The organism is Chryseobacterium sp. Chry.R1 (assembly GCF_039645525.1).
Classification (GTDB): domain Bacteria; phylum Bacteroidota; class Bacteroidia; order Flavobacteriales; family Weeksellaceae; genus Chryseobacterium; species Chryseobacterium proteolyticum.
Genome location: NZ_CP151793.1, coordinates 219,219 through 244,416 on the forward strand (window position 1 = coordinate 219,219; position 25,198 = coordinate 244,416).

The window sequence follows — 25,198 nt, forward strand, 5'->3', positions numbered from 1 at the left end:
TGAAATAGTAAATTAAAGGCAAATCATTATTTATCCGCCTGTGGAAAAGCTTTCAAAAGTCGTCATTCCTCCATCTACAAAAATGCTGGTTCCTGTTATATAATCTGCAAGATCACTCGCCAGAAAAGCGGTCAGGTTTCCGATATCTTCCGGTTGTCCGATTCTATTGTATGGAATTAAGTTAAGAAGACTGTTGAGTGCCTCCGGAGTATCCCAGGCATTTTTATTTATTGGTGTCTGGATAGCCCCAGGACAAATAGAATTAACTCTAATTTTTTGTGCTCCATACTCTTGTGCAAGGGTTTGCATCAGCATACGGATAGCCCCTTTACTTGATGCATAATTAGCGTGGCCTCCCCATGGAATAATTTCATGGACAGAACTGATATGAATGATTTTTCCACAAGCCTTAGAACGAGAAAGGTCTATTCCCCTGCGAAGAAACTCCTTAATGGCTTCTCTGGCACAAAGAAATTGTCCGGTAAGATTAACCCCAATTACAGCATTCCACTGATCCATGGTCATTTCGGTGAACTTAGCATCTTTCTGAATCCCGGCGTTATTAACAAGAATATCCACAGTTCCGAATCGGGAAATCACTTCCTGAAACATAGCGATCACCTGATCTTCTTTCGAAACATCACACTGATAGGTGATTCCTTTTCCTCCAGCATCCGTTATTTCTTTTAAGACAGCTTTGGCTTCCTCAACGGATCTTTCTGAAGAATGATTAACAATGACCGTGGCACCTGCTGAAGCTAAGGATTTAGCGATTCCTGTACCTATTCCACTTGATGCTCCCGTAACGACAGCTACCTGATTATGAAGGGATATTTCCATATTTTTTATTTGATGTTACTCAAAGTTAGTGGAAAGATCGCGCCAAGCAGAATTTTTTTACTTTAAAATTTTCTTAAAGTTTTTTATACATCAGCCGTTGCGGACCACTCCGTCCCATTCTGGTTTTTCCCTCGAATATGTAGCCTACTTTTATGTACAGCTCATATGCAGAAATATTGTTTTCGTTGACAGCAAGAACGATTTCATCACAATCTTTAAAATGATTCTTTACAAAATCGTCTACAAGACTCATAGCAGCTTTTCCAATGCCTCTCCCCTGAAAATCGGGATTAATAGACAATGATCTTAATAAAACAGATTTCGTATTATGGGTAAGATCCAGTTTATCATCACCGAAATCCAAGGCAAAATAGCCTGCAGGATTCTCATTTTCAAAGATCGTCACAGAAAATCCTTTACCATCATTTCTTTCTCTGATTCTCTCTATAGCAAATTCGGCAGTTGATGTATACTGCGATTGAACGTCATCCAATGTATAGTTAACTCCGGAAAAATCTTCGGGCTTGTAAAATTCTAAATGAATCATATTAATGGTGGTAAATATCGTTATACATTACTCCGGCACGGATCTCCACAGGTATTTTATTTTCTTCGGGAACAACCGGACAGTTATAATCATAAGCGTTATAGGCACAATACGGTTGATAAGACTGGTTAAAATCCAGAATAAGAGTGTTTCCTTTCGGAATTTTAAGGTCCATATATTTTCCGCCACCATAAGTTTCTTTTCCATTGGTGAGGTCACGGAAAGGAAGGAAAAGATAGTCTTTATATTTTTCTTGTTTTAAAAGATCCAGACTTTGATATAAAGTAATCGTATACTCCTGCCCTTCCAACGTAAAGCTAGCCTTACCATATTCTTTATATTGTTTAGTCTTTCCTGATGAAGTAGGAATTTCAAACGGTTCAGCATTAGCTGTTCGTACCAGCTTAGCTTCTACTCTGTATTTTAGATCCACAGGAAAAAAAGGATGTGCTTTAAAATTTTTAAAATTATCTCCTCTTAAAGGAGTTTCTTTAGGATTTAAATACTCTGCATTAAGGTTCTTCTGGAATTTTTTGATTTCAACCTTCTCCTTAAGGATTGATTTCTGCGAAAAAACGAAACAAGGAAACAGCAGCAATAGTAACAGGTATCTTTTCATTATTCATCTATTAAAGGTTAAAATTACAATAAAAAGTCCCATTAATTTTAATTAAAAATTATAATTTTTTGTGTTTTTCTAGCATAGTTTTTGGAAAATAACGAACATGAATAGAAAAGAGTTCATTAAAACAGGTATCATTGGAATATCTGGCTTTTACTTTTTAGGTACGCATCTTTTATATGGTTCCGCTCCAAAATCTCCTGAAAAAACAGAAATTTTGGATGCCCCTGTCATTATTATCGGTTCCGGATACGGAGGCGCCGTAGCAGCTTTGCGTTTATGTGAGGCGGGAAAAAAAGTATTAATGCTTGAAATGGGACTGAATTGGGAAAAATCCGGGATTCCTTTTTCCAACTTATTAAAACCCCGAGAAAGTGCTGCATGGCTGAAAAAGAAGACCATTGCACCTTTTATGAACCTGTTCTCTTTAAAACCTTTTACAGGTGCATTGGACCGACTGGATTTTGAACATATCAATATCTGGATGGGAAGAGGTGTTGGTGGAGGATCTATCGTAAATGGCGGAATGGCTGTAACCCCTAAAGAAAGTTATTTTAAAGAAGTTTTTCCACAGCTCGATGCCGAAAAGTTTTATGATTACTATTTTCCTCTTGCCAGAAAAGAGCTGAAAGTCAATGTGATTGATGAACAGTTTTTGCATGATTGTCCTTATTATAAATTTACAAGAGTAGGTGAAGAAGAGGCTCATAAAGCAGGCTTTAAAACCATCCGTGTTCCGAATGTGTATGATTTCAAATACATGGAGAGAGAATATAAAAATGAAGTTCCGAGATCTGCACTTAATACGGAAGTGATCTATGGAAATAATCATGGTAAAAACAGTCTTGATAAAACGTATTTAAAAAAAGCATCAGACACGGGAAATCTTGAAATACTGGATCTCCATTCAGTTACTGCCATCAAATTAAATGATGACAAAAGTTATACACTGGATGTTACACAGATCAATACCTCTGGAGAAGTAATCAAAGAGAAAATTTTTCATTGTAAAAAGCTGATTGTATCTGCAGGAACTATGGGAACTTTAGAGCTTCTTTTAAAATCCCATGCGAAAAACCAGCTTCCACTCAACAGTAATGTAGGGGAAAATTGGGGTAATAACGGAAACTTTATGACCGGCAGAAACTGGGTCAGACCTCTGTCCGGAGGTACAGGAGTTCAGCAATCCACTATTCCTGTAGGTGGAGTTGATAACTGGGAAGATAAAGAACATCCTTTTTTCACGGAGATTGCACCATTGCCAATGGGTATGGATGTGGCTACTGCACTATATCTGCTAATCAACAGAGTTGATAAAAAGGGAAAGGTATCTTTTGATACCACAACTCAAAGACTCCATATTGACTGGAATGAAAGTCATACAAAAAAGATGAGAGAGAATGCAGATTATTTTATCCGGAAAATGAACCGGGTTAATGGAGGTACCAGAAGCCATTTTCTTTTTAAAAATGGTTTTGGGCCTAATATATGTTATCATCCGTTAGGAGGTTGTGTATTAGGTGAAGCCACCAATCAATATGGTAAATTAAAAGATCATGAAAATCTTTTCATCCTGGACGGATCTTTAATTCCGGGAACCATTGGCGTGAATCCTTTTGTAACGATTGTTGCAATTACTGAATACTGCATTGAAAACTTAATCCGGCAAAATGAATTCGACTAATCCTGAGTCTTTATCATCGTAAGGTACTTTCGTATTTTACTTTCATGCTCTTCAGGATATGAAGTTTCGAGCTTTCTGGCTATGTCAGTTCCTATTTCATGAAAAAGATCTGCATATGCCAATAAAGCATTCCAGTTTTCTTCAATACTACTTCCGGAAAAAGTAGCTTCAATCCTTTTCCATAGATCTGGAGACAAATACTTTTTGAAAAGTCTTCCGTGTTTATTCGTCGTTATATTGTTCCATCCGTTTTCACTGGCAATATACCATTCCAACAAAGGAACAAGATAATCAGTTCTGATTACATCCTCACTCATAAATTTAGCATAAAAAATATCTTCACGCTTAAGGCATTTTGCCACATAAGTTGTGTCCCACCAGAAATCATTCATCAGTTGCTGAAACCTTTCCGTTGTGGGTTTTTTAATCATCACAGACTGATAAGTCGGGTCCTTGAGATTCTTTGTCAACTCATCTTTATCGATCAGAACTTTATAGCCTACGTCCCAATCTTCAGGAAGCTCATCTTTTTTTATTTCTTTTATAAATTCAGATTTTTCATAGAGTTTGAAGTCCACTTTCACAAGATCTTCATACAAAACCATTTTCATTGCATGGACTCCGTCAAAAAATGTTTCATCTTCTTCTACCATTGACATGGGCGCCCCAAAAAGTTCCAACCATGACTTATCAGATTCATATGGTTTCATTTTTTCAAAGACAAGTTCAATATCCAGATCACTAAAATCATCAACAGGAGCATAAGGATTTACTAATGAGCTGGTTAACAAAACAGCACGAATATCCGGATTCGTTTTCGCCCAGTCAATGATCTGTTGTAATTTTTTTTCTCTGGTTTTCATTTAATAAGATTCTGATATTTTCACTCTGTATACATCCATTGCATTTCTCTTGATGGATTGTACAAAAAATCCACCTTCTTCAGGAATAACTTCTTTAAGATCAAAACTTTTACAATCTTTTGGTAACCCTGAAAATATGAGTGTAAACCAAAAATCCCGCATAAAAGGAACCGGAGTCCAATCCGGAAATATTGTAATATTCTCAGCGTGGATCAGCTTACTTTGATGCTCCGAACTGTTATCAAAAAGATACGTGGTATTCCATATCCGGATAAGGTTGCCCAAAAAAGGAGAGGCCGGGAAGCAGCAGTGCACAATAACCTGCTTCTCCTCTTCCACTTTTGTCTTAAGGGATTCAAGAAGTTCTCTGGCAATAATAGGCTTTACAACAATTTCTTCCACGGCTTTATATGAATAACAAATAATATCCTGCAAATTTATTTAAATTTCAATTGAAATGTATATTTTGAATGGATTATGATTGTGTTAAGGAATTTTTATTGGAAAAATACTTTACAATATAAAAAGCCAATTCATGGAATTGGCTTTTTTACTATTATTGATATTAATTTATTCATTGATATAAATAATGCTTCAGAGAAAATATCGCATCAAAATTTCAGCACTCCCCATCAATTTCACTGCGGACATTTTTTAATTCAAGAAGCTTATCTCTAATATCTTTTATCTTTTATCTTTTATCTTTTATCTTTTATCTTTTATCTTTTATCTTTTATCTTTTATCTTTTATCTATACTAATAATGCAGCTCCAGCTTCTCTTTCGTATAAGCTCTCACTTTATCTGTAAGTTCAGGATTATCTGCAAGTTTTTGTCCGTAAGAAGGGATCATTTCCACTAATTTGTCTTTCCACTCCCCGTGAAGTTTTTCACCGAAGCACTTCTCAAGAACATTAAGCATAGCATAAACAGCAGTAGAAGCTCCCGGTGAAGCTCCCAGTAAAGAGGCAATGGTTCCACTCTTATTAACAACCACTTCGGTTCCGAATTCCAGTTTTCCGCCTTCCTTTTCATCTTTTTTAATAACCTGAACTCTTTGTCCGGCTACTTTTAATTCCCAGTCTGGTTCATTGGCATCTTTAACAAACTCTCTTAAATGCTGCATCCTTTGAGCTTTCGTCATGGCTACCTGCTGAATTAGATATTTTGTCAAAGGAATATTATGCCACCAGGCCCCGAAAAGGGATCGTATGTTTTTTGTATTCACACTTTCAGGAAGGTCAAGATAACTACCCTCTTTTAAAAACTTGGTTGAAAAGCCGGCGAAAGGTCCAAACAGGAGTGCTTTTTTACCGTCAATAATTCTAAGGTCAAGGTGAGGAACAGACATTGGCGGAGCATCTACTGTAGCCTGTGTGTATACCTTAGCCTGATGTTTTTCTACCAGCTCAGGATTATGCGTTACCAGCCATTCACCCGAAACAGGAAAACCTCCATACCCTTCACTTTCCTTAATATCTGAACTATCAAGCAACGGAAGCGCATAACCTCCGGCACCGATGAATACAAAATCTGCAACTACTTCTTGTTTGTGATTGTGAATCCTGTCTTTAACCTTCATTTCCCATTGTCCATTTTCTCTGGGATCAATATCTTTTACTTCATGATATAAAAAAACCTCTACATTGGAATCTTCTAATAAATGTCTTCCCATTTTTCGGGTAAGGGAACCAAAATTAACATCCGTTCCCAGATCCATTTTGGTTGCTGCCATTACTTCAGAAGCATTTCTCTTGCTCATCACTAAGGGAATCCATTCCCGCAGTTTTTCATGATCCGTAGAATACTCCATTCCTTTAAATAAAACGGATTTCACCATCTTATCATGGCGCTTTCTCAGGTATTCTGCGTCCTTATCTCCAAATACCAGACTCATGTGAGGACATGAATTGATAAAATCTTTTGGATCTTTGATATATCCCTTTTGAAGTAAATAGGACCAAAATTGTTTGGAAATTTCAAATTGTTCTGCAATACTTTCTGCCTTTGAAATATCAATGGTCCCATCTTCTTTTTCCGGAGTATAATTCAATTCGCAAAATGCTGAATGCCCTGTTCCGGCATTATTCCAGGCTGCTGTACTTTCTTTGGCAAACCTGCCAAGCCTTTCAAAAATTGCGATCTCCAGATCGGGATCAAATTCGTGGAGTAATGTGGCTAAAGTGGCACTCATGATACCACCCCCAATGAGTACAACGTCATATTTTGGTTTTGGCGTTCTGCTTATAAGCGAATGTGACATAACATAAAATTTACTACTAATTTCGTGAAAAGTTTTAAAAAGAAGATTGCGTTTAAGGATTTTAACACAAAAGTTATTAAGAATATCTAACCTGTATCTGCACTAGAAAAAGTACAAAATTTTAGGTCAAATTTTGTACACCATTCAGGTTATGGATTGATGAATACGAAATGCTTCTAATTAGACATCAATTTACTTCTCAATTCCCAGAGTCTTAACCAATTCCCTTGCCGCAGCACTTCCAGCTCTGTTTGCTCCGATAGTGGAAGCTGAAGGCCCATAACCCACCAAATGAATTCTCGGCTCTTTTGAAACTTCAGTAGCAAGTCTGCCGGACATGATGATACCTCCACCTTCTTCCTTAGGCAAAACAGCATCTAAATGAGACAGAGACCAGCGGAAACCCGTATTCCAAAGAATGACATCAGCTTTTTCCTGTCTTCCGTCTTCCCACTTAACACCTTCTTCCGTAATCTCACTGAACATAGGAAACCGTTTGAGAACACCTCTTTTTTCCATATTTTTAATTTCATCAGTAACTGGTAATCCCGTTACCGAAACAACAGATGTTGGCAATAATCCGCTTCTCACTCTTTTATCAACCATCGCAACGGCTAAACTCCCGGCCATATCATCAAACGGTCCTTCACGAAACTCCGGAGGCCTTCGTGTAACCCATGTAGTGGTGGTTACTTTTGAAATCTGATCCAGCAATTGAATTGCAGAAATACCACCTCCGACAATGATCACGTGTTTTCCCCTGAAGTATTCAGCATTTTTAAAATTCCGAGTATGCAGCTGTTCCCCCTTAAAAAGCTTAGCACCCGGATATTCCGGGATGTATGGATTTTCCCAGGTTCCCGTAGCATTAATGATGCCTAATGCAGAAAAGGAAACAGACGATGTATCAATATAAAACCGTTCTCCGTTCAGGCTCACTTTTTCAACCTTTACGGGCCGATAGACCTGTAATCCAAACTCTTTCTCATACAAATCATAATAATGCGGAACGGCAATATTAGCACGGACTTCCTTTTCATTTCCCTGAATAGTTTCTTCAAATGACATTCCCGGCAGATCATGAATGCGGTTTACTGTACTCAAGGTCAGGGAGTCCCAACGGGATTGCCATGCACCTCCAGCTGAAGGTGCAGCATCTAAAATAATAAAATCCCGACCGATTTCCAGTCCCATTTTTTTGAGGTGATATGCTGTAGAAAGTCCGGCTTGCCCGGCTCCAATAACTGCAATTTTTGTTTTATACCAAATTTTTCCTGCCATTTCAGATTTTTTAACGCCACCCCAATTCAGGAGCAACATATTTCAAAATGGATTCAAGTACATGTACATTGTAATCCACACCCAATGTATTGGGAATTGTCAATAATAAAGTATCTGCTTCCTGAATGGCTTCATCCTGAGCCAACTCCTTAATGAGCTGTTCCGGTTCAGCAGCATAACTTCTTCCGAAAATAGCACGTTGGTTCCCCTCTAAAACACCTATTTTATCTGTTCTGTCGGCTTCATGCCCGAAATAATATCTATCCTGATCGTTGACGATTGCGAAAATAGACCGGCTCACAGAGACTCTCGGGGTCCGTGTATGTCCTGCTTTTTTATAAGCCTCTTTATACAAACGAATTTGTTCAGCCTGCTGAATGTGAAAAGGTTTTCCACTTTCATCAAACTTCAAAGTAGAGCTTTGCAGATTCATACCGGTTTCTCCCGCCCAAACTGCAGTGGCATCCGAAGCCGAGCCCCACCAAATGCGATCACGTAATCCTTCAGAATGGGGTTCTATCCGCAATAATCCTGGAGGATTAGGAAACATCGGATTAGGATTAGGTTGAGCAAACCCTTCTCCTCTCAACAAATCAAAAAACTCCAAACCTTTACGACGTCCCATATCGACATCTGATTGTCCATCTTCCAAATCATATCCGAAGTATCGCCAACCATCAATGACCTGTTCTGGTGAACCTCTACTGATGCCTAATTGTAACCGGCCTCCAGAAATCAAATCTGCTGCACCGGCATCTTCTACCATATACAATGGGTTTTCATACCGCATATCGATGACACCCGTTCCGATTTCAATTTTTTTGGTTTTGGCACCAATAGCCGCTAACAAAGGAAACGGCGACGCCAACTGGTTAGCGAAATGATGCACTCGAAAGTACGCTCCGTCAATCCCAATTTCTTCCGCAGCTACAGCCAGATCTATGGATTGTAACAGAGTGTCACCTGCTGTTTTGGTATCATATGAAGGATGATTTCCCCAATGTCCAAACGATAAAAATCCTATCTTTTTCATGTATCTAATTTACAAAATGTAATCTCTTGAAATATTATCATATGGTAAGTTCGGAATATACCAAGTCCTTACTATTTACCAATACATTTCAGATACAAGACAGATTGCATTCCGTTTTTATACACTGAACTGAATCAAAGATCTGTGCCCCGGTAAAAATAGTCTCCAATAAAAAAACATCAGCAAATTGCGGATGTTTATATTCTGTCCTGTAATTTTCAAGTCGTTTTAGTTCAATTTTGCGGTCAGCTTTTTAAACTGTTTTTCTGCATTTTTACCTTCATACAGAATTCCATAAATGGTATCAACAATCGGAAGTTTCAGATTTTTTTGTTTAGCCGTTTTATAAATAGAGTTAGCTGCGTAGTATCCTTCTGCTACCATGTTCATGGACTGGATAGCAGATTTTACAGTGTATCCTTTTCCTATCAGATTCCCTAAACTTCTGTTTCTGGAAAACAATGAATAGGCCGTCACCAATAAGTCTCCTAGATAGGCACTTTCATTAACATCTCGCGGTGCCTCATATATGGCTTCAAGGAATGTTTCCATTTCTCTGATCGCATTCGACACAAATACGGCCGTGAAGTTGTCTCCATAACCCAAGCCACTTGCTATTCCTGCACCAATGGCGAAAATATTTTTAAGGATTGCACTGTATTCGTTTCCTAAGATATCTTTACTTGAGTGGACTTTTATAAAATCGGAATTAAAGATATTCAACAGTTTTTCGGAAACTTCATCCTCTACAGTGGCTACGGTAAGATAAGAAAGACGTTCCATCGCTACTTCTTCAGCATGACAAGGTCCGGCAATTACCGCCTGATTTCGAAATCCGATCTGAAATTCATCTCTCAGATAATGAGCAACCACATCGTTTACTTTAGGAATGATCCCTTTAATCGCAGAAACAAAAATTTTATCTTTATAATCGCAGGTCATCTTATCCAATGTATCTGAAAGATAAATAGAAGGAGTTGCCAGTACAATAATATCACAGGCTGTAACAAGCTCATTGATATCAGTTGTCAGTTTTAAATTTTTAAGATTAAAGTTAACTGCAGTTAAATAAGTAGGATTGTGCCCGCGAAGCTCAATAGCTCCTTTTACAAATTCACTTCGTACACACCAATGTACTACTTTACAGTTTTCAACAAGCATTTTTACAATCGCAGTTGCAAAACTTCCACTTCCTACCACTCCTACGGAAACTTCACTTTTATTCTTTTTCGGATTTGAAGATTCTGAAATAGTTTTCTTTTTCGCCATAATTGAAATGTGAACTGCAAAGATATTAAAACAAAAAATTAAGAACTCTTTCGGAGCGTGATAAAACCTAATTTTTTGAAAACATTAACACTTTCACACAATTAAACCTTTAAATCCACGTTAAATACAGAAATAAGTAAATTTTAATTAAAAATAATTCATAAAACCGTTTTTTAATTAAATTTGCAGGCTAATACTGTTTTAATACTAACTGAAGAAATATGAATAAATTTCTAAGCAGCAAAAAGAAGGTAAATATACTCCTGGGAGGACTTTTACTGGTAGTTTTTGCTCAAGGCATCTTTATAGCTAAGTTATCTTCCGAAAAGGATGATAAAACATACGAAGTAAACCTTGTAAAAATAAACACTGAAAAAGACAGTGTAGATTACTTAAAAATGAAAACAGATCTTACTTTAGTAGATCAAACCGTAGCACAGCTTAACTCATTCCTGAAGTCTAAAGATGTTCCTAGTGAAAAGCTGATGTTTCTGAGTAAAGACAGTATTTCAAACTCTGTCTATCTGGCCAAACAAGCCAACCGTTACAGTCAATATTTAATGGATTTACAAAAAAAACTGATGCAGGTTCCATTGGGAATGCCAACTGACGGATATATTTCGTCCAATTTTGGAGTCAGAAAAAATCCTATTCCATTTAAGACCGTCTATGCTTCCGTAAGGACAAGTGCGGTTGCAGATTCTAAACCAGCAGTTGCCGCAGCTCCAAAACCGGAAGTGAAAGCCGAACCTGTTGAAAAGATCATTGAATTGACAGACAGTTACGGAAATAAAAGAGAGGTAAAAGTAATGGTTACTCCAAAAGCAACCAATGCTGCTACTCCATCCGCTGTATCAACCTCTACAAAAACCTTAGCCGCCAATCCGTCATCTTCCAAAACAGCACCAACAGAAAAAAATAATCCACCTGCCGAAGCAGATCAGATGCAATTTCATAAAGGTCTGGACATTGCTGTTGCTTATGGTTCTGATGTAAGAGCAGCGGCAGCCGGAACCATTATTTTCTCAGGACAGAAGGGAGGTTATGGGAATTGCGTAATTGTTTCCCATGGAAATGGCTTGGCAACTTTATACGGCCACTTATCCGAATTGATCGCAAAAGTAAACGATAAGGTAAAAGTAGGTCAGGTGATTGCCAAATCCGGAAATTCAGGACGTTCCACAGGTCCTCATCTTCATTATGAAGTGCACAAAAACAATACTCCGGTGAATCCGAAATTATTTATGAATTTATAATATAAAAACGGCTGTCTTTCGACAGCCGTTTTTGTTATTTTATTCGAAATTTATACTTGAAAAAGAGACTGTGTAATCCGTTATATCTGAGAGAGTTTTATACACAAAGATTCTATCGTTTTAATTTTAATCAATCAAGAATCCGCTAAGGTTGCCGGCTACAATAAGTCTTCTAATTAAAATACCTAAATGAATTATTGGATTAAAAAAACTCGGCTGCCATCAGGCAGCCGAGTTTTTATTTATTATTTTATTTCAAGATTTTAAACGGTACTTTAAAATGATCGAACGATCCGTCTTTTCCAGCAATATTCGTATAAATTATGTTTTTATTATAATCCTGAATATGGGTAACATTTTCACCGGTTTTAGGTTCATGCCAATACACCATGAATATATTTTTTGCAATCTCAGTTGCCGTATACTCAACAGTATCTGAAATACCTTTAAAAGCTTCTGTACCACTAAAAGACATCGTTTTATTATCTTTATAATCCAATACAAATTTTCCTTTTCCAAAATCCACTTCAACCTTTCTTCCGATTGCCGGATATGGTGTTCTCAGATCCCAGTTCATCTCGCCCAGAAACACTTTAACCCCCATCTCCAGTTCTTCTTTTCCGGGAAGATCCGGATATTGACTCACCATATATTTCACGATAGCGTCTGAGCTTTTGTTTTCGTGGACAGCCTTTTTGTAGTTTTCCAGATACTTTTTAACAAAGTCCAAAGATTGCGGAGACAAATTTAGTTGTGCAAAATGGGACGGAACAACCTGTTGTGGTTGCAAAGCCTTCATTGCGTCAATCTGTGCAATCCATTTATCAATAGCTTCATTGTTTTGAGTATCTGCCATCCAGATATGAGAATCTACAGAAACGGAAATACCTCCAACAATTGTTTTTAACGAAGGAATCCACAGAAAACTATGGGCAGGATCGTCAGGGTTCTGTCTGATCTCAATTTTATTTCCTTCCAAATCGGGAATTGAGTCTACAGCCTGAGGAACATAAACCTCTGAGGGAGCATCCGCTTTCAACTGAGGATTCCATACTGCCAGCTTATCATCTTTAGAAGCTGAAATAAGGTAAGCTGTCTGCGCAGTGGAAATGATCCTTACGTTAGGAAATGCTTTTTTAATAACATCAAGCCCAAAATAAAAGTCAGGGTCGCTGTGCGAAATAAAAACGGTTTTCAGATTTTTGCCTGTCGCTTTTATTTCCTTTACCAACTCTTCCGCATATTGTTTTTGGAATTGTGCATCAATCAGTATGGCATCTTTATCTCCGTATACAAGAGTAGAGGTAATCGGAAAAATAGCTTTTGCTCCCGGATTATATACTTTTATTTTTAGGTTTCCAGCCCATGCATTCCCTACAAAAACTAAGACAGCCAGTAATGATAATAATTTTTTTCTCAGCATCATAAAATGTTGTTTTGATTAGTAAGCAGCTGTAAAACGTTCACGGATATGATTGTTCTGTTCCAATTCATCAACCAGAACAACTGCTACATCTTCTACTGACAGAATACTTCTTCCCTCTTCATTCAATACCGGAGTTTCTAAAGAAGTTCTGTATTTTCCTGTTCTTGTTCCTACGTTAGCCTGGTTCATTTCAATTGCAGGGCTAAAGAAGGTCCAGTCAAGCGTATTATTTTCTTTGATCTTATTCAAATAATCTCTGGCAGCGGTAGCTCCAGGTTTATATGCTTCGGGAAAATCCGGCGTGTCTACAATTTGTACATGATCCGGTGTATAAAGACTTCCTGCACCTCCTACTACTATAAGTCTTTTTACTCCCGATTTCTCAACTGCTTTTTCAATGTTTTCTGAACCGGTAAGAAAGTCATTGTATAGATTCGGATTTGTCCATCCGGCGTTGTAAGTACTGATTACAGCATCAATTCCCTTTAAATTTTCGGCTAGCTGTTCTACATTGTTTACATCAACACTTTTAGCCTTTACTTTGTCATTCTGCTCTACTTTAGAAGCATCTCTTACGATCGCCTCTACTTCATAACCTCTGTTTTCCAATTCTTTCACTACATGTGAACCTACAAATCCTGTTGCACCAATTACTGCTACTTTTTTCATAATGTTTATTTTTAAATTAAATTGTAATAAATTTTGTTACATTTAAGGGTAAAAAATTTTAATTGAATTGATCACAAAACTCCTGTAATGTTTTATCCCCTAAAAATTGAATCACTAACTTTTCTGTCTCGCTGAATAATGTGTTTAAATGATTATTAATCTCTTTTCCAACATTACAAGCCGGATTAGGATTTAGATTTTTTTTACCCAGAACTTCAGTGTTTTTTACTGCTGAGTAGATATCAGAAATACGGATTTCGCTCGCATTCCTCGAAAGCTGGCTTCCTCCTTCTTTACCTTGTCTGCTTGCAACCAGACCAGCGTTTCTTAAAACCCCTAACTCTTTACGAACAACAACAGGATTAATATTAATACTGCCAGCCATCCACTCAGAAGTTAACCACTCCTCCGGACTATCTGCCAATAAGGTCATAATATGTACTGCCGTAGCAAATCTTGTATTGTTCATTTTAATTACAGGACAAAGGTAAAACAATTTTTTAATTGTAACAAAATTTATTACAGTTAAATTTTTCTTAAAGTACCAATTTATCCAAATCCAAAAGCAAATAGTTGATGTTCTGATTGATCGTCCTTGTTGCTGATTGCATCTGATTAAGCATTGCTGCACGGTTTTGCAGGTCATCGGCCCGATAAAATCCTCCATCACTAAAAATAACCGAACTGTCTGCAGCTTTCCTATCATCATCGAACTGATAATGAAGCCACCTTTGTTTCATACTCTGGATGATGGAACTTGATTCTTTATTGGAAAACTTCTTCTCGGTATACATGTACCAGATAAATGGTGGAAAATTAGGAGATTCAAGTCTTTCGTTCCATATATCCCTGAGGAGATTTCTTTGATGGATAAACTCTACCTTCTTACCCTTCGGGTTTAGGGTAGCCAATCCGAATCCGGCTCCCAAAGCACCCCCACCAATATCTATTGCACTGCTCCATCCCTCATCTTTTACAATTCCTCCCGCAATGGATGCCGCAGCTCCTGCCACAATGGAATATAAAATAAGTTTATTATTCCTGGAAGCATTAAGATTATCTACATAGCTTCCAATCTGAGCCACCCGCTCTCCTTCGCAATCAAATTCAGCCGCTACAGCATCCAGCTCTGTGAGTGCAATCGTAATTTTACTGTTAATTTTAGTTTTAAGCTGTAAAACTTTAACCTGAGCACTTAGTGAGGTATCTTTTTTAAGTTCCATAATCTGATGCACTTCGTCCAGATTATCCAGAGCATTCAGGATAAGGATACTCTGATCGGAAAACATTCCTTTAAGCTCCTTGTTCGCAGCCAGAATAGAGTCAGAATTATAGGAAGGAAGCTTTTTGCTGTAATTGTATTGGAACGGGGCTTTGCAGTAGCTATCTTTTAAAGTAAGAATATTCTGCTTTATGGCCTGATTTTTTTTGGAAACACATGAAGTTATTAAGCTAAAAATAGCAAAAAGGTAAAGCAGCTTTTTCATTCAATCTATTTTTGTGTAGTCAGCTGTTGAAGGAGATTGCATGCATTATTAAAAATAATCTATCACCTATTTAAACAACTTAAAATCTAAAATACGAATTTAAAGTAAATAAAAAAATTTACCCAGAAATCGGGTAAATTTTAAGCTTTATTTAATCAGTAAATTATTTAATTCCCAATAGTTCAACTTCAAAAATAAGGGTACTATTCGGACCAATTTCTTTGCTGATCTGTTCCTCACCATAAGCCAGGTTAGGAGGAAGGAATAATCTCCATTTACTTCCTACCGGCATTAGCTGAAGAGCTTCTGTCCATCCGGATATTACTCTATTCAAAGGAAATGACGCCGGAGTTCCTCTTTTTACAGAGCTATCAAAAACCTCCCCTTTGATTGTGGTTCCGTGGTAGTGACATTTTACCGTATCTTTTGCTTTAGGCTGAGCTCCATTACCTTCTGTAATGATCTCATACTGCAATCCGCTTGGCAACGTTACAACACCATCCTTTTTGGCATTTTCTTCCATGAAGGCTTTTCCCTCATTAAGATTTTTTTCTGCCAGTTCTTTTTTGCGTTTAAATAACATATCCGCTACTCCCATTATTTAATTTTTTACAAAGATAAACTTTCTGAAAAACACTGAAAACCGAATGTTAAGCAGATAAAACACTAAAATAACATTATCTTAACATGCAATTCGAAACTTGGTGTTATAATTGGATTTAAAAATTAATGCCAAGCCCAATATTATATAATAAGAAATTCAATGAACTGACGGAGGAGGAAAAAGAACTTCTTACAATCAACAAAAAAAGTATTTCAGATTTTGTTGAACAGTCATCCATTATCAGCGATGTAGATTATGCGACGCGAAATGCCCATGCTACAACATATGCGGTTCTAAAGGGAGAGTTCAAAGTAAATACAAATCTACCCGATAATCTGCAACCCTTTTTTGATAAGGAAAAATATGATCTTATCATCAGGTTTTCCAATGCACATCTTAAAATTACAAAATCGAAAAAAGAAATGCCAGCCTACGGTTTTTCAGTAAAAATAAAAGACGAAACCGGCGATGTTCTGGCCAATTACCCATTGGTTAATTTCCCTTTGTTCCCGGTTAACTCAGTAAGTACATTTTTGAAGCTTTTTACCTCAATAAACCAATTTTTTATAAAAAAATGGAACCATGTATTTCCTCTTGCTTACCAGATAATAAAAATAATCCCATCAGTATTCACCTTTTCATTTTTAAAGCATCTGTTCAGGTTGATCAGCCGGCGTAACAATTTCTTCCTTTCATTTGATTTTCACTCTATCGGAGCCTACCGGTTAGGCGAATATATGATCAAAATACAGCTAAAACCTCAATCTCCGGAGAAGAATTTTGGAAAAAAAACAGGTACCCGTGAAGCTATTGAAAATTACTTTTCTTCCCATGATTATGTGGCAGATGTATTTATTCAGGTGTGCTGCGATTTAAAAGATCAGCCGATTAACATTTTAAATCGTGAATGGAAGAATGCTCCACTTATCAAAATAGGCGAAGTAATAATCAGAAAAGACGGTATATTGGAGCGATCGTGTGAAAATGAACTCTTGTCTTTTAATCCGTTTGAAAGTAAAACCATTTTTCAGCCTGTTGGTAAAATCCAGAAACTCCGGGATGAAGCGTATAAGGTATCTGTACAGACCCGGCGCAAGATCAATAAACTGTTGCATGGATAGCCTTGAAAACAATTGGCACGAAATAAAAAAACTAGATTCAATAAAAAAGCCTTACTTTTAAGTAAGGCTTTATGATTTATTTTTCTTCAAGCTTTTCTTTTGCTTCGTCCTCTTTTTCAGGGAACATGATTGATAAAATAACTGAAATCACCAGTACTCCACCCACGACCCCTAATGAGATTGGTGATGAAATATGAATCCATGGTGCAATTAACATCTTAACACCAATGAAAGATAGGATGATAGCTAATCCGTAAGGTAATTTACTGAACATATGAATAAAATTCGCTAATAGGAAATACAATGATCTAAGTCCTAGAATTGCAAAAATATTCGAAGTATAAAGAATGAACGGATCATCAGAAATCGCGAAAATAGCAGGAATTGAATCTACAGCGAAAAGAACATCTGTAAATTCTATTACTCCTACAACAACCAAAAGTGGAGTCGCCATTCTGATCCCGTTTTTAACGGTAAAGAACTTATCTCCATCATAATTATCGGCAACTTTCCAGAAGCTCTTGATAAGCTTTGCCCCGGCAGTATTACTGAAATCTTCATCCTCATCATCGCCTCCGTCACCCCAGGATTTAATACCAGCGTAAATAAGGAAAATACCAAAGAGTGCCATTACAATATTAATCTTAACAGCTTCACCAAAAATGTGCATTTCAGGTAAATAAGTTAAATTGATCAGCTCGACTCCTGCAAAAATAAATATCGCCCTGAAAATCAACGCGCCTATAATTCCCCAGAACAAAACTTTATGATGTAAATATTTCGGAACTTTAAAAAATCCGAAAACAAGGATAAATACAAACAGGTTATCCACCGAAAGGGCTTTTTCTATCCAGTAAGCAGCCTGGTACTGGGTAAACTTTTCTACAGCAAGATGATGCCCATCAGCCTGATTGAACACCCAATATACCACTCCTGAAAAGATCATGGACAATGAAATCCACACTACAGACCAGATCGTTGCTTCTTTAGATGAAACTTCGTGACTTTTTTTGTTGAAAACTCCCAAATCGAGAAGCAACATGATAACAACCGTTACCGCAAATCCCCACACCAATCCAGGATGCAGTTCTAAAATACTTTGATGTTTTTCCACTTTACTATGTGTTTATTATATACGATAAAAGCAATAGCTGTACAGAGTACAATTATTGCCATTTATTTTAATGCGCGTAAATATAACCAATTTCAGCATAACTAAGCCTGACAAAAGTTTTGTTTAGTAAATTTATGTTTCAAACAATAACCAGCTCGGTATGCCTGTAAATCAATCTATTTGCTGTATTTTTTCTTATAAATACTTTTGCTGTACGGTCTGGATTGTCTGCTCCAGTTTTCTGTCTGCGGTAGGATCTCCGATTGCGTTGAATTTCCATTCCCCGTTTCTTCTGTAAAAAACTCCCATTACCATCGCAACATGCCCGCTGAATGATTTGTCGTTAGCAATATCATATTTAGCGAAAACTTCTTTTACATTAGTCGGTGTTCCCTCATAAATACGAATGGATGCAAACGGAATGGTCCCGAAATCCTGGCCTCTGTAGCTGTTCAAAACCAGGGCAACATGCTCAACACCGGGATCCAGCTGATTGAAATCCACCGTAATAACCTCATTATCCAAACCGTCATCTCCGTCTACATCCCCTGTAAGATCATCACCACTATGCTTAACAGATCCGTTTTTAGACTTTAGGTTTCCGAAGTAGATTACTTCCGTTGCATTTTTATTGGAATCATATAAAATACAGCTCGCATCTAAGTCTACTGCTTCTTTTTTACTTCCCCCGGAAAAGCTCTTTTTCTCAATCGCCCCCCAGTTAATTCCCACACAGGCTTGCGTAAGAGTAGTTCCGTTTTCTTTGGTAAGATTAATTCTTTGACCTTTCTGTAAGTTAATAGCCATTTTTTTATGTTTAATTATTTTTTTAGTGAACTGCGAAACCTCTGAATCGCAAAATTACTTTTATCCTACCTTTTTTGAAGGTAGCTTCTTTTTAAGTTAATCCGTTAAACTGAATAATTGTGAAATTGCTTCCTTTTTTATCTTATAGTAACTATTTTACAGTTTCTACAAATAATACAATTTGGCCTTTTTACAATTCAGCAAATTTGCATTTTCCCTTCTTCCTAATTATTCAAATTCAAATTAAGCATTGCACGCAGAATATTTGTTTCTTCATTGACATCAAATATTTTGCTCATAATATCAACGTTTTCTAAGTTTCGAAGATAGTCTTTTAAAACAGACTCTACATCTTCAGGTAGTGTACGTTTTCTTTCACCGATTGATTCCTCCAGCTCCTGATTTTTCCTCTTTAGCTGGTTGATAATCACAATCTGGTTCGATTCATTTTCCGCAGTATTTAAGTACGCAAGCTCATCATCGATCAGGTATAATCTCTTCTCCTCAATGTTGAAGATAAAGTGTTCATCCAATTGAAAGATCCGAAATAACTCATATTCATTTCTGTCGATTCTGTAACCACACATAAAGCGTACTTTAAAGTTTTGTATATTAAGCTTACCTAATAATTTCCTTTCAATAAAATAATCATTGTACTGGTAAGAAGGAACCGGATGAAGCTTAAGTTTTGATTCATCTGCCTCCGTTCTGTAAAATTCCGTTGCATATTTTTTATGAAAATATAAAACATCATTCCAGTTCAGGGTGAATTTATCTTCTGTAAGATCTTTATACAAATTTTTCAAATGCGTAGAAAATATACCGCTGTACATTTTCCTGTCTATTTCAAAACTATCAACTTTCCTTTCTTCAAAAGCTGAAATATATTGATTATTAATATCAATTTCATTAATAACCGCCAGCAGATCGTTTTCCTTTTTCTTCTTTATCTTGGTCAACAATTCTATCAGGCTGTCCGTATACTGAAGGTGAAAAAGCTCAAGCTTCTGAAAATCCAGTGTCTTATTTTCATTGAACAGATTATGTATAATATCTGTTTTAATGTAAATGGATATTATATTAACATTTTCAAAGAAGTTGGCAAGAAGTTTAAGTTTCGTTAATCTTCTTTTACTCTGAGACAGTATGGTTACAGCTTCATCATTCACCGGTGTATCGTATTATTAACCTCTGATATTTGCTTTTAGTTCGCTTTCTAATGTTTGCAGGTCCTGATCCAGCTTTCTTCTGTTTTCTGTTCCTTGCTTTTGGATCTGCTTTACTTCATTCAGGGTATTGATCAACATGGCTGTTGTTTCTTTCAAGGTTTCAGCGGATACAATGGTCTGCTCGTTTGCTTTCGCAACGTTTCTGGAGTTTTGCCCCAGACGTTCTGCATTTTTCCTTAAAATTTCTTCTGTAGTGGAAGATACCTTTTGCTGAATTTCAATATTCTGTTGCTGTCTGTGCATGGCAACAGCTAAAGAAAGCTGATTCTTCCATACCGGCAATGTTGTGGTAAGGATAGTCTGTGCTTTTTCAGCTATGGAAACATTATTGTTCTGTACCAATCTGATTTGCGGAAGGGACTGCATCATGATCAGACGAACAACTTTGAGATCAGCCAATCTTCTGTCCAGCCTGTTAATGAAGTCTCTTTTATCTGCAATCTGATAATCAGCATAATTCTGGATATTCGCTTCCATTTCTGCAAGTTCTCTTCCCGCTCTCTCCATTCTTAGATTCCCTGCAATTACAAGATCTTCTATTTGTTTAATTGAATTCACATTGCTGTCAAAGATCGTTTGCAATACTGCATTATCCTTTGTAGAAGTAATGATCCCGGCATTTACTTTATAAGAGATCTGATCAATATTATTGATAATCTTATCGTACTTCGCAAATAAGTTCTCAACCTGGGTAATTACTTTTTTCATGAATGGCAAACGGCTTAAAAAGCTTTTCGCTTTATTTCCGCCATTGATCTCATCTACATCCACGTAATTAAGCTCAACCAATAAATTATTGATCAGCTCTCCTACCTCACCTGAATTGGATCTTCTTACGTTATTCAGAAAGCTGTCACTCTGATTTGCAAGCGTCTTCTGCAGTTCAGAACCAAAATTTACGATAGAACCGGGATTAGTTTCATCTATGGCATTCGCTGCATTTTCATATTTCTGCAGATCATCATTTTTGATCTGGCTTAAATTCACATTTCCATCGCGGTCCACCAGAACCCCAGGTGTTCCCTGGTTGGATTGAACAGGCTGTGCCGGCTCAAATGTTTTAAGAGGTTCAATTGACTGAAGTGGGTCGATAGGTTGATTGGGTTCGTTATCCATGATAAATTATTGATAAAGTGATACAAATTTTTCAAGCCCTTCTCTCTGTCCGCTTCCTACCGCTTCAAACTTCCACTCTCCGTTTCTGTTATAGATTCTTCCGAATTCTACCGCCGTTTCGATGGAGAAGTCCTCATCCAGTTCATATTTTAGAATTTCTTCGTTGGTATCGGTATTGAAAATTCTAATAAAAGAGTTTCTTACCTGTCCGAAATTTTGTTTTCTTGCTTCAGCTTCGTGAATGGTAACAACCACTGTTATTTCCTTTACAGCAGAATCGATTTTGGTAAGATCAATTTTAATTTGCTCATCGTCGCCATCTCCATCTCCTGTCAAATTATCTCCCGTATGGATTACAGCTTTATCCGGAGATTCCAGATTGTTGTAAAAAATAAAGTGATTATCTGAAACCAATTTTTTATTTTCTCCCAATAAAAATAAAGAAGCATCTAAATCGAAAGAACCTCCTGTTGATGTATTATTGATATCCCATCCTAAACCTACGGTAAATTTAGGTGCGTTTATATTTTCTCTTTGTCCTTTTTGTAAGTTAATAGCCATAATATAATTCTGTTTGTGTTAAAGCATTTATGTTATTTTCGTATTCTTCTATTAAATGATAGTTATTGCTGATTGCCAGTTCAAGCAAGCTATCGATCTGTTGCTTTTTTACTTTAGACGTAAGATACTCAAAATTACTTGAATCCAACCCTAAAATATATTTCACAATTCTCGTATTAAACTGAAAACCAGGCCTCGCCATCACCTCAACAATATGATCTACATTTTTTACTGCATAGTAATTGAAGTAGTTTTCAATTTTCGGGTCAATATTAAAATTCATTAACTCCGCATAATATAAGAATATGAAATCAGCTTGTACGTCATATTCATTCAATATTTTGTTTACAGTATGCTCATGGCTTCCTGTAATTTTGATATCATCTATAAAAATACAAAGTTTTCCTCTTAGAAAATCCTTGTCAATATAATACGTATCATTAGCAATCAGATTTTTCCGATCCTCGAAATTAAGATTTCCATAATCTGTCGTATAGGTATGATTACGGTTGATCTTGGATAAAATACTTGACTTCTTTCCTTTTTGAAAAAGATAGAAATCAAGGCACTTTTTAAAATAAAAGCATAAAAAGTTTGAAGCAGTGGGAATTGCCATATATGGACTCGGTAAAATCACGATTTCTTTATCGGCATCGAAAAGCCCTTCATAATGTCTAATAAATCCTTCGAATAATTCTTTAGCAAACTTCTCGGCATAAGATTTATCTCCATATTTAAAATAACTGTATTCTGCCGGAGAAAAGCTAAACTCTTCCGCAGAATGAATATGATGTAAACTGTACCTCGTGTTCATAGTTATTATATTGAATGTTTAAGTAAATGTGCATTGAAACCAAAGCTTTTCGCTCCATTAAAATCGGCAATCGCATTATCACCGATATGCAAAATCTGGCGAAGTTCCAGCTCCTGGTTTTTGATTTTACTTTTCACTTCCTGAAAAGCAATCGGATTGGGTTTTGAACAATTGATCTCATCTGAATAGATATGGAAATCGATATAATCGTCCAGATTCTCTTCTATTAAAAACTTTCTAAGCGTTTTCCCTTTTATAAAGCCGGTATTACTTAAAATATTGATGGTCTTCCCCTGGTTTTTGATCTCGTCGAAAAGCTGGTGTATATTGTCAAAAATAATAACCGGTTTGTACTCCAGGAACAATTCTTCGCTTTTTATATAAAATGCATTGAGATCATCCGTATTGATTTCTTTTATATCAACCTGTAAAGCGCTTAATATAAGAAGATAAATTTCAAATGTATCCACATTCCCTCCTGTAACTTCGTTCATCGTATTACACAAATCATCATAATATTTTACTGTTTTTGTAACAGTTTCTATGGGTTGATTAATGGTAAAAAACGAGGTGAACAGCTCAACTCTTTTTGCTTTAAATTCAGGGTGAGATTTTATCAAAGTAAGCCACAAATCAAAAGAGAAATGATAGTGGTTATGGATGTCAATATCTGTTTTCAAAATGGTACGTATTACAATTTACACAGAGCATTGCTAAAAATTACTCCATATAATTTCATTTTTTCGTCGTTAGTTTTTAGTTTGAATCTATTCAATTCCTCCCAAAGATAATTTTTTAAAATTAAAGTCTGTTTTTTTTATAACTTTTTAAGATTTATGATTAATAATTAAGAAAAAAAACGACAAGTCATCATGGCACGTACCTACCATCTGTCTATTTCTCGGGCATTACCTTATAAGTGGGATCATCTTCTATGCTAACATCAATTACCGCTTCCGCTGTTTTTAAAATTTTCCTGCAGTCTTCGCTTAAATGGCGTAGGTGTAAGGTTTTATTGAGCTCATGATACCGTCTGGACAGCTTATCCAAAGCATCAATTGCACTCATATCAACAATTCTGCTTTCTTTAAAATCCACAACAACTTTATCCGGATCGGCTGCCGGATCAAATTTCTCGGCAAATGCGGTTACAGATCCGAAAAATAAAGGGCCGGATATTTCATAATATTTTACTCCGTCCTCATCAACGTACTTTCTTGCTCTGATCCTTTTTGCATTATCCCAGGCAAATACCAACGACGCAATGATGACTCCTACAAGAACAGCTAAGGCCAGATTATGCAAAACTATTGTTATCATCGCGACGATCACCCCAACAAATATGTCAGACTTAGGCATCTTATTGACAATCCTTATCGAAACCCACTGAAAGGTACTGATGGCTACCATCATCATTACTCCTACCAAAGCAGCCATTGGAATTTTTTCAATAAATGGTGCTCCTACCAGAATAATAATTAAAATCGTTATTGATGCAATGATTCCTGAAAGCCTGGCTCGAGATCCTGCATTGAGATTAACTAACGTCTGAGCTACCATGGCACAACCGCCCATTCCGGCAAAAAAACCATTGGTAATATTAGCAAGTCCCTGAGCCACAGATTCACGGTTAGCATTTCCTTTGGAATTGGTGATCTCATCAACCATCGAAAGAGTTAAAAGAGATTCTATAAGGCCTACACCAGCCATGATTAATGCGTAAGGAAATATAATTTTCAGGGTTTCCAACGAAAATGGTACGGCAGGAATATGAAATGCCGGAAAACTTCCGCTGATGTGTGCAATATCCGCGACAGTCTTTGTATGGATATTTAATCCCAGAACAAGTCCAAAAACAATAATAATGGCAACCAATGAGGCAGGAACCACTTTGGTCAGTTTAGGAAAAAAATAAACAATGGCTATCGTAAAAGCCGTAAGTCCGGCCATAATATATAAAGAACTTCCCTGAAGCCAATGAACGGCTCCGTTGCCATCTACAAATTTAAACTGTTCTACCTGAGCCATAAAAATAATGACCGCTAAACCATTCAAAAACCCATACATAACAGGCTGAGGAATGAGGCGAACAAATTTCCCCAGTTTAAAAACACCAACCAATATCTGGAAAACTCCTGCTAAAGCAACGGTTGCGAACAGATATTCTACTCCATGCGATTTAGCCAAAGCAATCAATACCACGACTGTAGCACCTGCTCCTCCGGACACCATTCCCGACCTCCCTCCAAAAACAGCCGTGATCAATCCCATTAAAAAAGCGGCATACAAGCCCGTAAGCGGAGAAAGTCCCGCAAGAATCGCAAATGAAAGAGACTCCGGGATCATGGTCATTGCGACAGTAAATCCCGCAAGTAATTCATTTTTATAATTAATTTTTTTAGGAAAATCGAAGATATTAGTGAATGCATCCATAGTTAATCACAAAGGTAAATACTTGAAATATTATACACAATAAACGAATTCTCAAAATAGCATAAACGAATAAGCATTATTTCAAATAATTCACACATAAATTTATATTATTAAAAATATAAAAATTTAAAACCTTAATTTTTCCGTTAATGTCATTTTT

General features: G+C 36.7%; 25 protein-coding genes. 3 read left to right on the forward strand and 22 right to left on the reverse strand.

All coding sequences use genetic code 11. The annotated features are described in order from the left end of the window. Positions 1-30 precede the first annotated feature (30 nt). From AAEU33_RS01070 to AAEU33_RS01080, 3 genes are all read right to left on the reverse strand, one after another. Positions 31-840 (reverse strand): SDR family oxidoreductase, encoded by an 810-nt coding sequence (locus AAEU33_RS01070; protein ID WP_345990558.1) that lies wholly within the window; start codon positions 838-840, stop codon positions 31-33. Between the two features lie 73 nt (positions 841-913). After that, the gene (locus tag AAEU33_RS01075; RefSeq protein WP_273650758.1) at positions 914-1,387 is read right to left on the reverse strand and encodes a GNAT family N-acetyltransferase; all 474 of its coding nucleotides are present in this window, start codon (positions 1,385-1,387) and stop codon (positions 914-916) included. 1 nt (position 1,388) lies between these two features. Beyond that, positions 1,389-2,006, reverse strand: coding sequence for a DUF1684 domain-containing protein (locus AAEU33_RS01080; protein WP_345990560.1), 618 nt, complete (start codon positions 2,004-2,006; stop codon positions 1,389-1,391). Between the two features lie 106 nt (positions 2,007-2,112). Here AAEU33_RS01080 and AAEU33_RS01085 point away from each other — a divergent pair, with 106 nt between their 5' ends. After that, entirely contained in the window at positions 2,113-3,693 is a 1,581-nt protein-coding gene (locus AAEU33_RS01085; protein WP_345990562.1) for a GMC family oxidoreductase N-terminal domain-containing protein, read from the forward strand. Here the strand turns inward: AAEU33_RS01085 and AAEU33_RS01090 are convergent. The 6 genes from AAEU33_RS01090 to AAEU33_RS01115 all read right to left on the reverse strand — a co-directional run bounded on the left by AAEU33_RS01090 (position 3,690) and on the right by AAEU33_RS01115 (position 10,401). Next, complete coding sequence (locus AAEU33_RS01090; protein WP_345990564.1) at positions 3,690-4,556, reverse strand: AadS family aminoglycoside 6-adenylyltransferase; 867 nt, start codon at positions 4,554-4,556, stop codon at positions 3,690-3,692. The two genes, AAEU33_RS01085 and AAEU33_RS01090, sit on opposite strands and share 4 nt — an antisense overlap. Beyond that, positions 4,557-4,991, reverse strand: coding sequence for a hypothetical protein (locus tag AAEU33_RS01095; protein WP_345990565.1), 435 nt, complete (start codon positions 4,989-4,991; stop codon positions 4,557-4,559). Positions 4,992-5,312: 321 nt separating this feature from the next. Beyond that, the gene (gene mqo, locus AAEU33_RS01100; RefSeq protein WP_172283803.1) at positions 5,313-6,818 is read right to left on the reverse strand and encodes a malate dehydrogenase (quinone); all 1,506 of its coding nucleotides are present in this window, start codon (positions 6,816-6,818) and stop codon (positions 5,313-5,315) included. Between the two features lie 192 nt (positions 6,819-7,010). Next, positions 7,011-8,099 carry an NAD(P)-binding domain-containing protein gene (locus tag AAEU33_RS01105; RefSeq protein WP_345990567.1) on the reverse strand — a complete coding sequence of 363 codons (1,089 nt, stop codon included), beginning with the start codon at positions 8,097-8,099 and terminating at the stop codon, positions 7,011-7,013. A gap of 10 nt (positions 8,100-8,109) precedes the next feature. Next, entirely contained in the window at positions 8,110-9,132 is a 1,023-nt protein-coding gene (locus AAEU33_RS01110) for an LLM class flavin-dependent oxidoreductase (protein ID WP_345990570.1), read from the reverse strand. 228 nt (positions 9,133-9,360) lie between these two features. Further along, entirely contained in the window at positions 9,361-10,401 is a 1,041-nt protein-coding gene (locus tag AAEU33_RS01115) for an NAD(P)H-dependent glycerol-3-phosphate dehydrogenase (protein ID WP_172283800.1), read from the reverse strand. 221 nt (positions 10,402-10,622) lie between these two features. Here AAEU33_RS01115 and AAEU33_RS01120 point away from each other — a divergent pair, with 221 nt between their 5' ends. After that, entirely contained in the window at positions 10,623-11,657 is a 1,035-nt protein-coding gene (locus tag AAEU33_RS01120) for a peptidoglycan DD-metalloendopeptidase family protein (protein ID WP_345990572.1), read from the forward strand. Between the two features lie 250 nt (positions 11,658-11,907). Here the strand turns inward: AAEU33_RS01120 and AAEU33_RS01125 are convergent, their stop codons facing one another. From AAEU33_RS01125 to AAEU33_RS01145, 5 genes are all read right to left on the reverse strand, one after another. Continuing rightward, positions 11,908-13,083 carry an MBL fold metallo-hydrolase gene (locus AAEU33_RS01125; protein ID WP_345990574.1) on the reverse strand — a complete coding sequence of 392 codons (1,176 nt, stop codon included), beginning with the start codon at positions 13,081-13,083 and terminating at the stop codon, positions 11,908-11,910. A 15-nt stretch (positions 13,084-13,098) separates the two neighbouring features. Then, positions 13,099-13,752: an NAD(P)H-binding protein gene (locus tag AAEU33_RS01130; protein WP_172283796.1), complete on the reverse strand. Its 654-nt coding sequence runs from the start codon at positions 13,750-13,752 to the stop codon at positions 13,099-13,101. Between the two features lie 58 nt (positions 13,753-13,810). Further along, a complete protein-coding gene (locus AAEU33_RS01135; protein WP_172283794.1) occupies positions 13,811-14,221 on the reverse strand; it encodes an Rrf2 family transcriptional regulator in 411 nt (136 codons plus the stop codon). A gap of 67 nt (positions 14,222-14,288) precedes the next feature. Next, positions 14,289-15,239 carry a hypothetical protein gene (locus tag AAEU33_RS01140; RefSeq protein ID WP_172283792.1) on the reverse strand — a complete coding sequence of 317 codons (951 nt, stop codon included), beginning with the start codon at positions 15,237-15,239 and terminating at the stop codon, positions 14,289-14,291. Positions 15,240-15,402: 163 nt separating this feature from the next. Then, the gene (locus AAEU33_RS01145) at positions 15,403-15,837 is read right to left on the reverse strand and encodes an FKBP-type peptidyl-prolyl cis-trans isomerase (RefSeq protein ID WP_172283790.1); all 435 of its coding nucleotides are present in this window, start codon (positions 15,835-15,837) and stop codon (positions 15,403-15,405) included. Positions 15,838-15,968: 131 nt separating this feature from the next. Here AAEU33_RS01145 and AAEU33_RS01150 point away from each other — a divergent pair, with 131 nt between their 5' ends. Then, the gene (locus AAEU33_RS01150; protein ID WP_345990577.1) at positions 15,969-16,964 is read left to right on the forward strand and encodes a catalase; all 996 of its coding nucleotides are present in this window, start codon (positions 15,969-15,971) and stop codon (positions 16,962-16,964) included. A gap of 76 nt (positions 16,965-17,040) precedes the next feature. On the opposite strand, the gene AAEU33_RS01155 is transcribed toward AAEU33_RS01150, so the two are convergent. The 8 genes from AAEU33_RS01155 to AAEU33_RS01190 all read right to left on the reverse strand — a co-directional run bounded on the left by AAEU33_RS01155 (position 17,041) and on the right by AAEU33_RS01190 (position 25,038). Then, positions 17,041-18,078 carry a TerC/Alx family metal homeostasis membrane protein gene (locus tag AAEU33_RS01155; RefSeq protein WP_172283786.1) on the reverse strand — a complete coding sequence of 346 codons (1,038 nt, stop codon included), beginning with the start codon at positions 18,076-18,078 and terminating at the stop codon, positions 17,041-17,043. Positions 18,079-18,273: 195 nt separating this feature from the next. After that, positions 18,274-18,885, reverse strand: a complete 612-nt coding sequence (locus AAEU33_RS01160) for a TerD family protein (RefSeq protein WP_345990578.1) — start codon at positions 18,883-18,885, stop codon at positions 18,274-18,276. Between the two features lie 224 nt (positions 18,886-19,109). After that, positions 19,110-20,054, reverse strand: a complete 945-nt coding sequence (locus AAEU33_RS01165; protein WP_345990580.1) for a hypothetical protein — start codon at positions 20,052-20,054, stop codon at positions 19,110-19,112. Between the two features lie 15 nt (positions 20,055-20,069). Then, positions 20,070-21,230: a toxic anion resistance protein gene (locus tag AAEU33_RS01170; protein WP_172283780.1), complete on the reverse strand. Its 1,161-nt coding sequence runs from the start codon at positions 21,228-21,230 to the stop codon at positions 20,070-20,072. Positions 21,231-21,236: 6 nt separating this feature from the next. Further along, positions 21,237-21,791: a TerD family protein gene (locus AAEU33_RS01175; RefSeq protein WP_172283779.1), complete on the reverse strand. Its 555-nt coding sequence runs from the start codon at positions 21,789-21,791 to the stop codon at positions 21,237-21,239. Then, positions 21,781-22,605 carry a phosphoribosyltransferase family protein gene (locus AAEU33_RS01180; protein WP_345990582.1) on the reverse strand — a complete coding sequence of 275 codons (825 nt, stop codon included), beginning with the start codon at positions 22,603-22,605 and terminating at the stop codon, positions 21,781-21,783. The genes AAEU33_RS01175 and AAEU33_RS01180 overlap by 11 nt, the downstream gene beginning before the upstream one ends. 5 nt (positions 22,606-22,610) lie before the next feature. Next, positions 22,611-23,285, reverse strand: a complete 675-nt coding sequence (locus tag AAEU33_RS01185) for an HAD family hydrolase (protein ID WP_172283776.1) — start codon at positions 23,283-23,285, stop codon at positions 22,611-22,613. A gap of 214 nt (positions 23,286-23,499) precedes the next feature. After that, on the reverse strand, positions 23,500-25,038 hold the full coding sequence (locus tag AAEU33_RS01190) for a SulP family inorganic anion transporter (RefSeq protein WP_345990584.1): 1,539 nt from the start codon (positions 25,036-25,038) through the stop codon (positions 23,500-23,502). Positions 25,039-25,198: the final 160 nt, after the last annotated feature.

Excerpts from the sequence above, each read along its gene's own strand:
- AAEU33_RS01105 (WP_345990567.1), bottom strand. The coding sequence starts at position 8,099 with ATGGCAGGAAAAATTTGGTATAAAACAAAAATTGCAGTTATTGGAGCC.
- AAEU33_RS01075 (WP_273650758.1), bottom strand. The coding sequence starts at position 1,387 with ATGATTCATTTAGAATTTTACAAGCCCGAAGATTTTTCCGGAGTTAAC.
- AAEU33_RS01180 (WP_345990582.1), bottom strand. The coding sequence starts at position 22,605 with ATGAACACGAGGTACAGTTTACATCATATTCATTCTGCGGAAGAGTTT.
- AAEU33_RS01085 (WP_345990562.1), top strand. The coding sequence starts at position 2,113 with ATGAATAGAAAAGAGTTCATTAAAACAGGTATCATTGGAATATCTGGC.
- AAEU33_RS01170 (WP_172283780.1), bottom strand. The coding sequence starts at position 21,230 with ATGGATAACGAACCCAATCAACCTATCGACCCACTTCAGTCAATTGAA.
- AAEU33_RS01070 (WP_345990558.1), bottom strand. The coding sequence starts at position 840 with ATGGAAATATCCCTTCATAATCAGGTAGCTGTCGTTACGGGAGCATCA.
- AAEU33_RS01160 (WP_345990578.1), bottom strand. The coding sequence starts at position 18,885 with ATGGCTATTAACTTACAGAAAGGTCAAAGAATTAATCTTACCAAAGAA.
- AAEU33_RS01190 (WP_345990584.1), bottom strand. The coding sequence starts at position 25,038 with ATGGATGCATTCACTAATATCTTCGATTTTCCTAAAAAAATTAATTAT.
- AAEU33_RS01140 (WP_172283792.1), bottom strand. The coding sequence starts at position 15,239 with ATGAAAAAGCTGCTTTACCTTTTTGCTATTTTTAGCTTAATAACTTCA.
- AAEU33_RS01110 (WP_345990570.1), bottom strand. The coding sequence starts at position 9,132 with ATGAAAAAGATAGGATTTTTATCGTTTGGACATTGGGGAAATCATCCT.
- AAEU33_RS01150 (WP_345990577.1), top strand. The coding sequence starts at position 15,969 with ATGCCAAGCCCAATATTATATAATAAGAAATTCAATGAACTGACGGAG.
- AAEU33_RS01145 (WP_172283790.1), bottom strand. The coding sequence starts at position 15,837 with ATGGGAGTAGCGGATATGTTATTTAAACGCAAAAAAGAACTGGCAGAA.
- AAEU33_RS01130 (WP_172283796.1), bottom strand. The coding sequence starts at position 13,752 with ATGAAAAAAGTAGCAGTAATTGGTGCAACAGGATTTGTAGGTTCACAT.
- AAEU33_RS01080 (WP_345990560.1), bottom strand. The coding sequence starts at position 2,006 with ATGAAAAGATACCTGTTACTATTGCTGCTGTTTCCTTGTTTCGTTTTT.
- AAEU33_RS01115 (WP_172283800.1), bottom strand. The coding sequence starts at position 10,401 with ATGGCGAAAAAGAAAACTATTTCAGAATCTTCAAATCCGAAAAAGAAT.
- AAEU33_RS01135 (WP_172283794.1), bottom strand. The coding sequence starts at position 14,221 with ATGAACAATACAAGATTTGCTACGGCAGTACATATTATGACCTTATTG.
- AAEU33_RS01175 (WP_172283779.1), bottom strand. The coding sequence starts at position 21,791 with ATGGCTATTAACTTACAAAAAGGACAAAGAGAAAATATAAACGCACCT.
- mqo (WP_172283803.1), bottom strand. The coding sequence starts at position 6,818 with ATGTCACATTCGCTTATAAGCAGAACGCCAAAACCAAAATATGACGTT.
- AAEU33_RS01090 (WP_345990564.1), bottom strand. The coding sequence starts at position 4,556 with ATGAAAACCAGAGAAAAAAAATTACAACAGATCATTGACTGGGCGAAA.
- AAEU33_RS01125 (WP_345990574.1), bottom strand. The coding sequence starts at position 13,083 with ATGATGCTGAGAAAAAAATTATTATCATTACTGGCTGTCTTAGTTTTT.
- AAEU33_RS01120 (WP_345990572.1), top strand. The coding sequence starts at position 10,623 with ATGAATAAATTTCTAAGCAGCAAAAAGAAGGTAAATATACTCCTGGGA.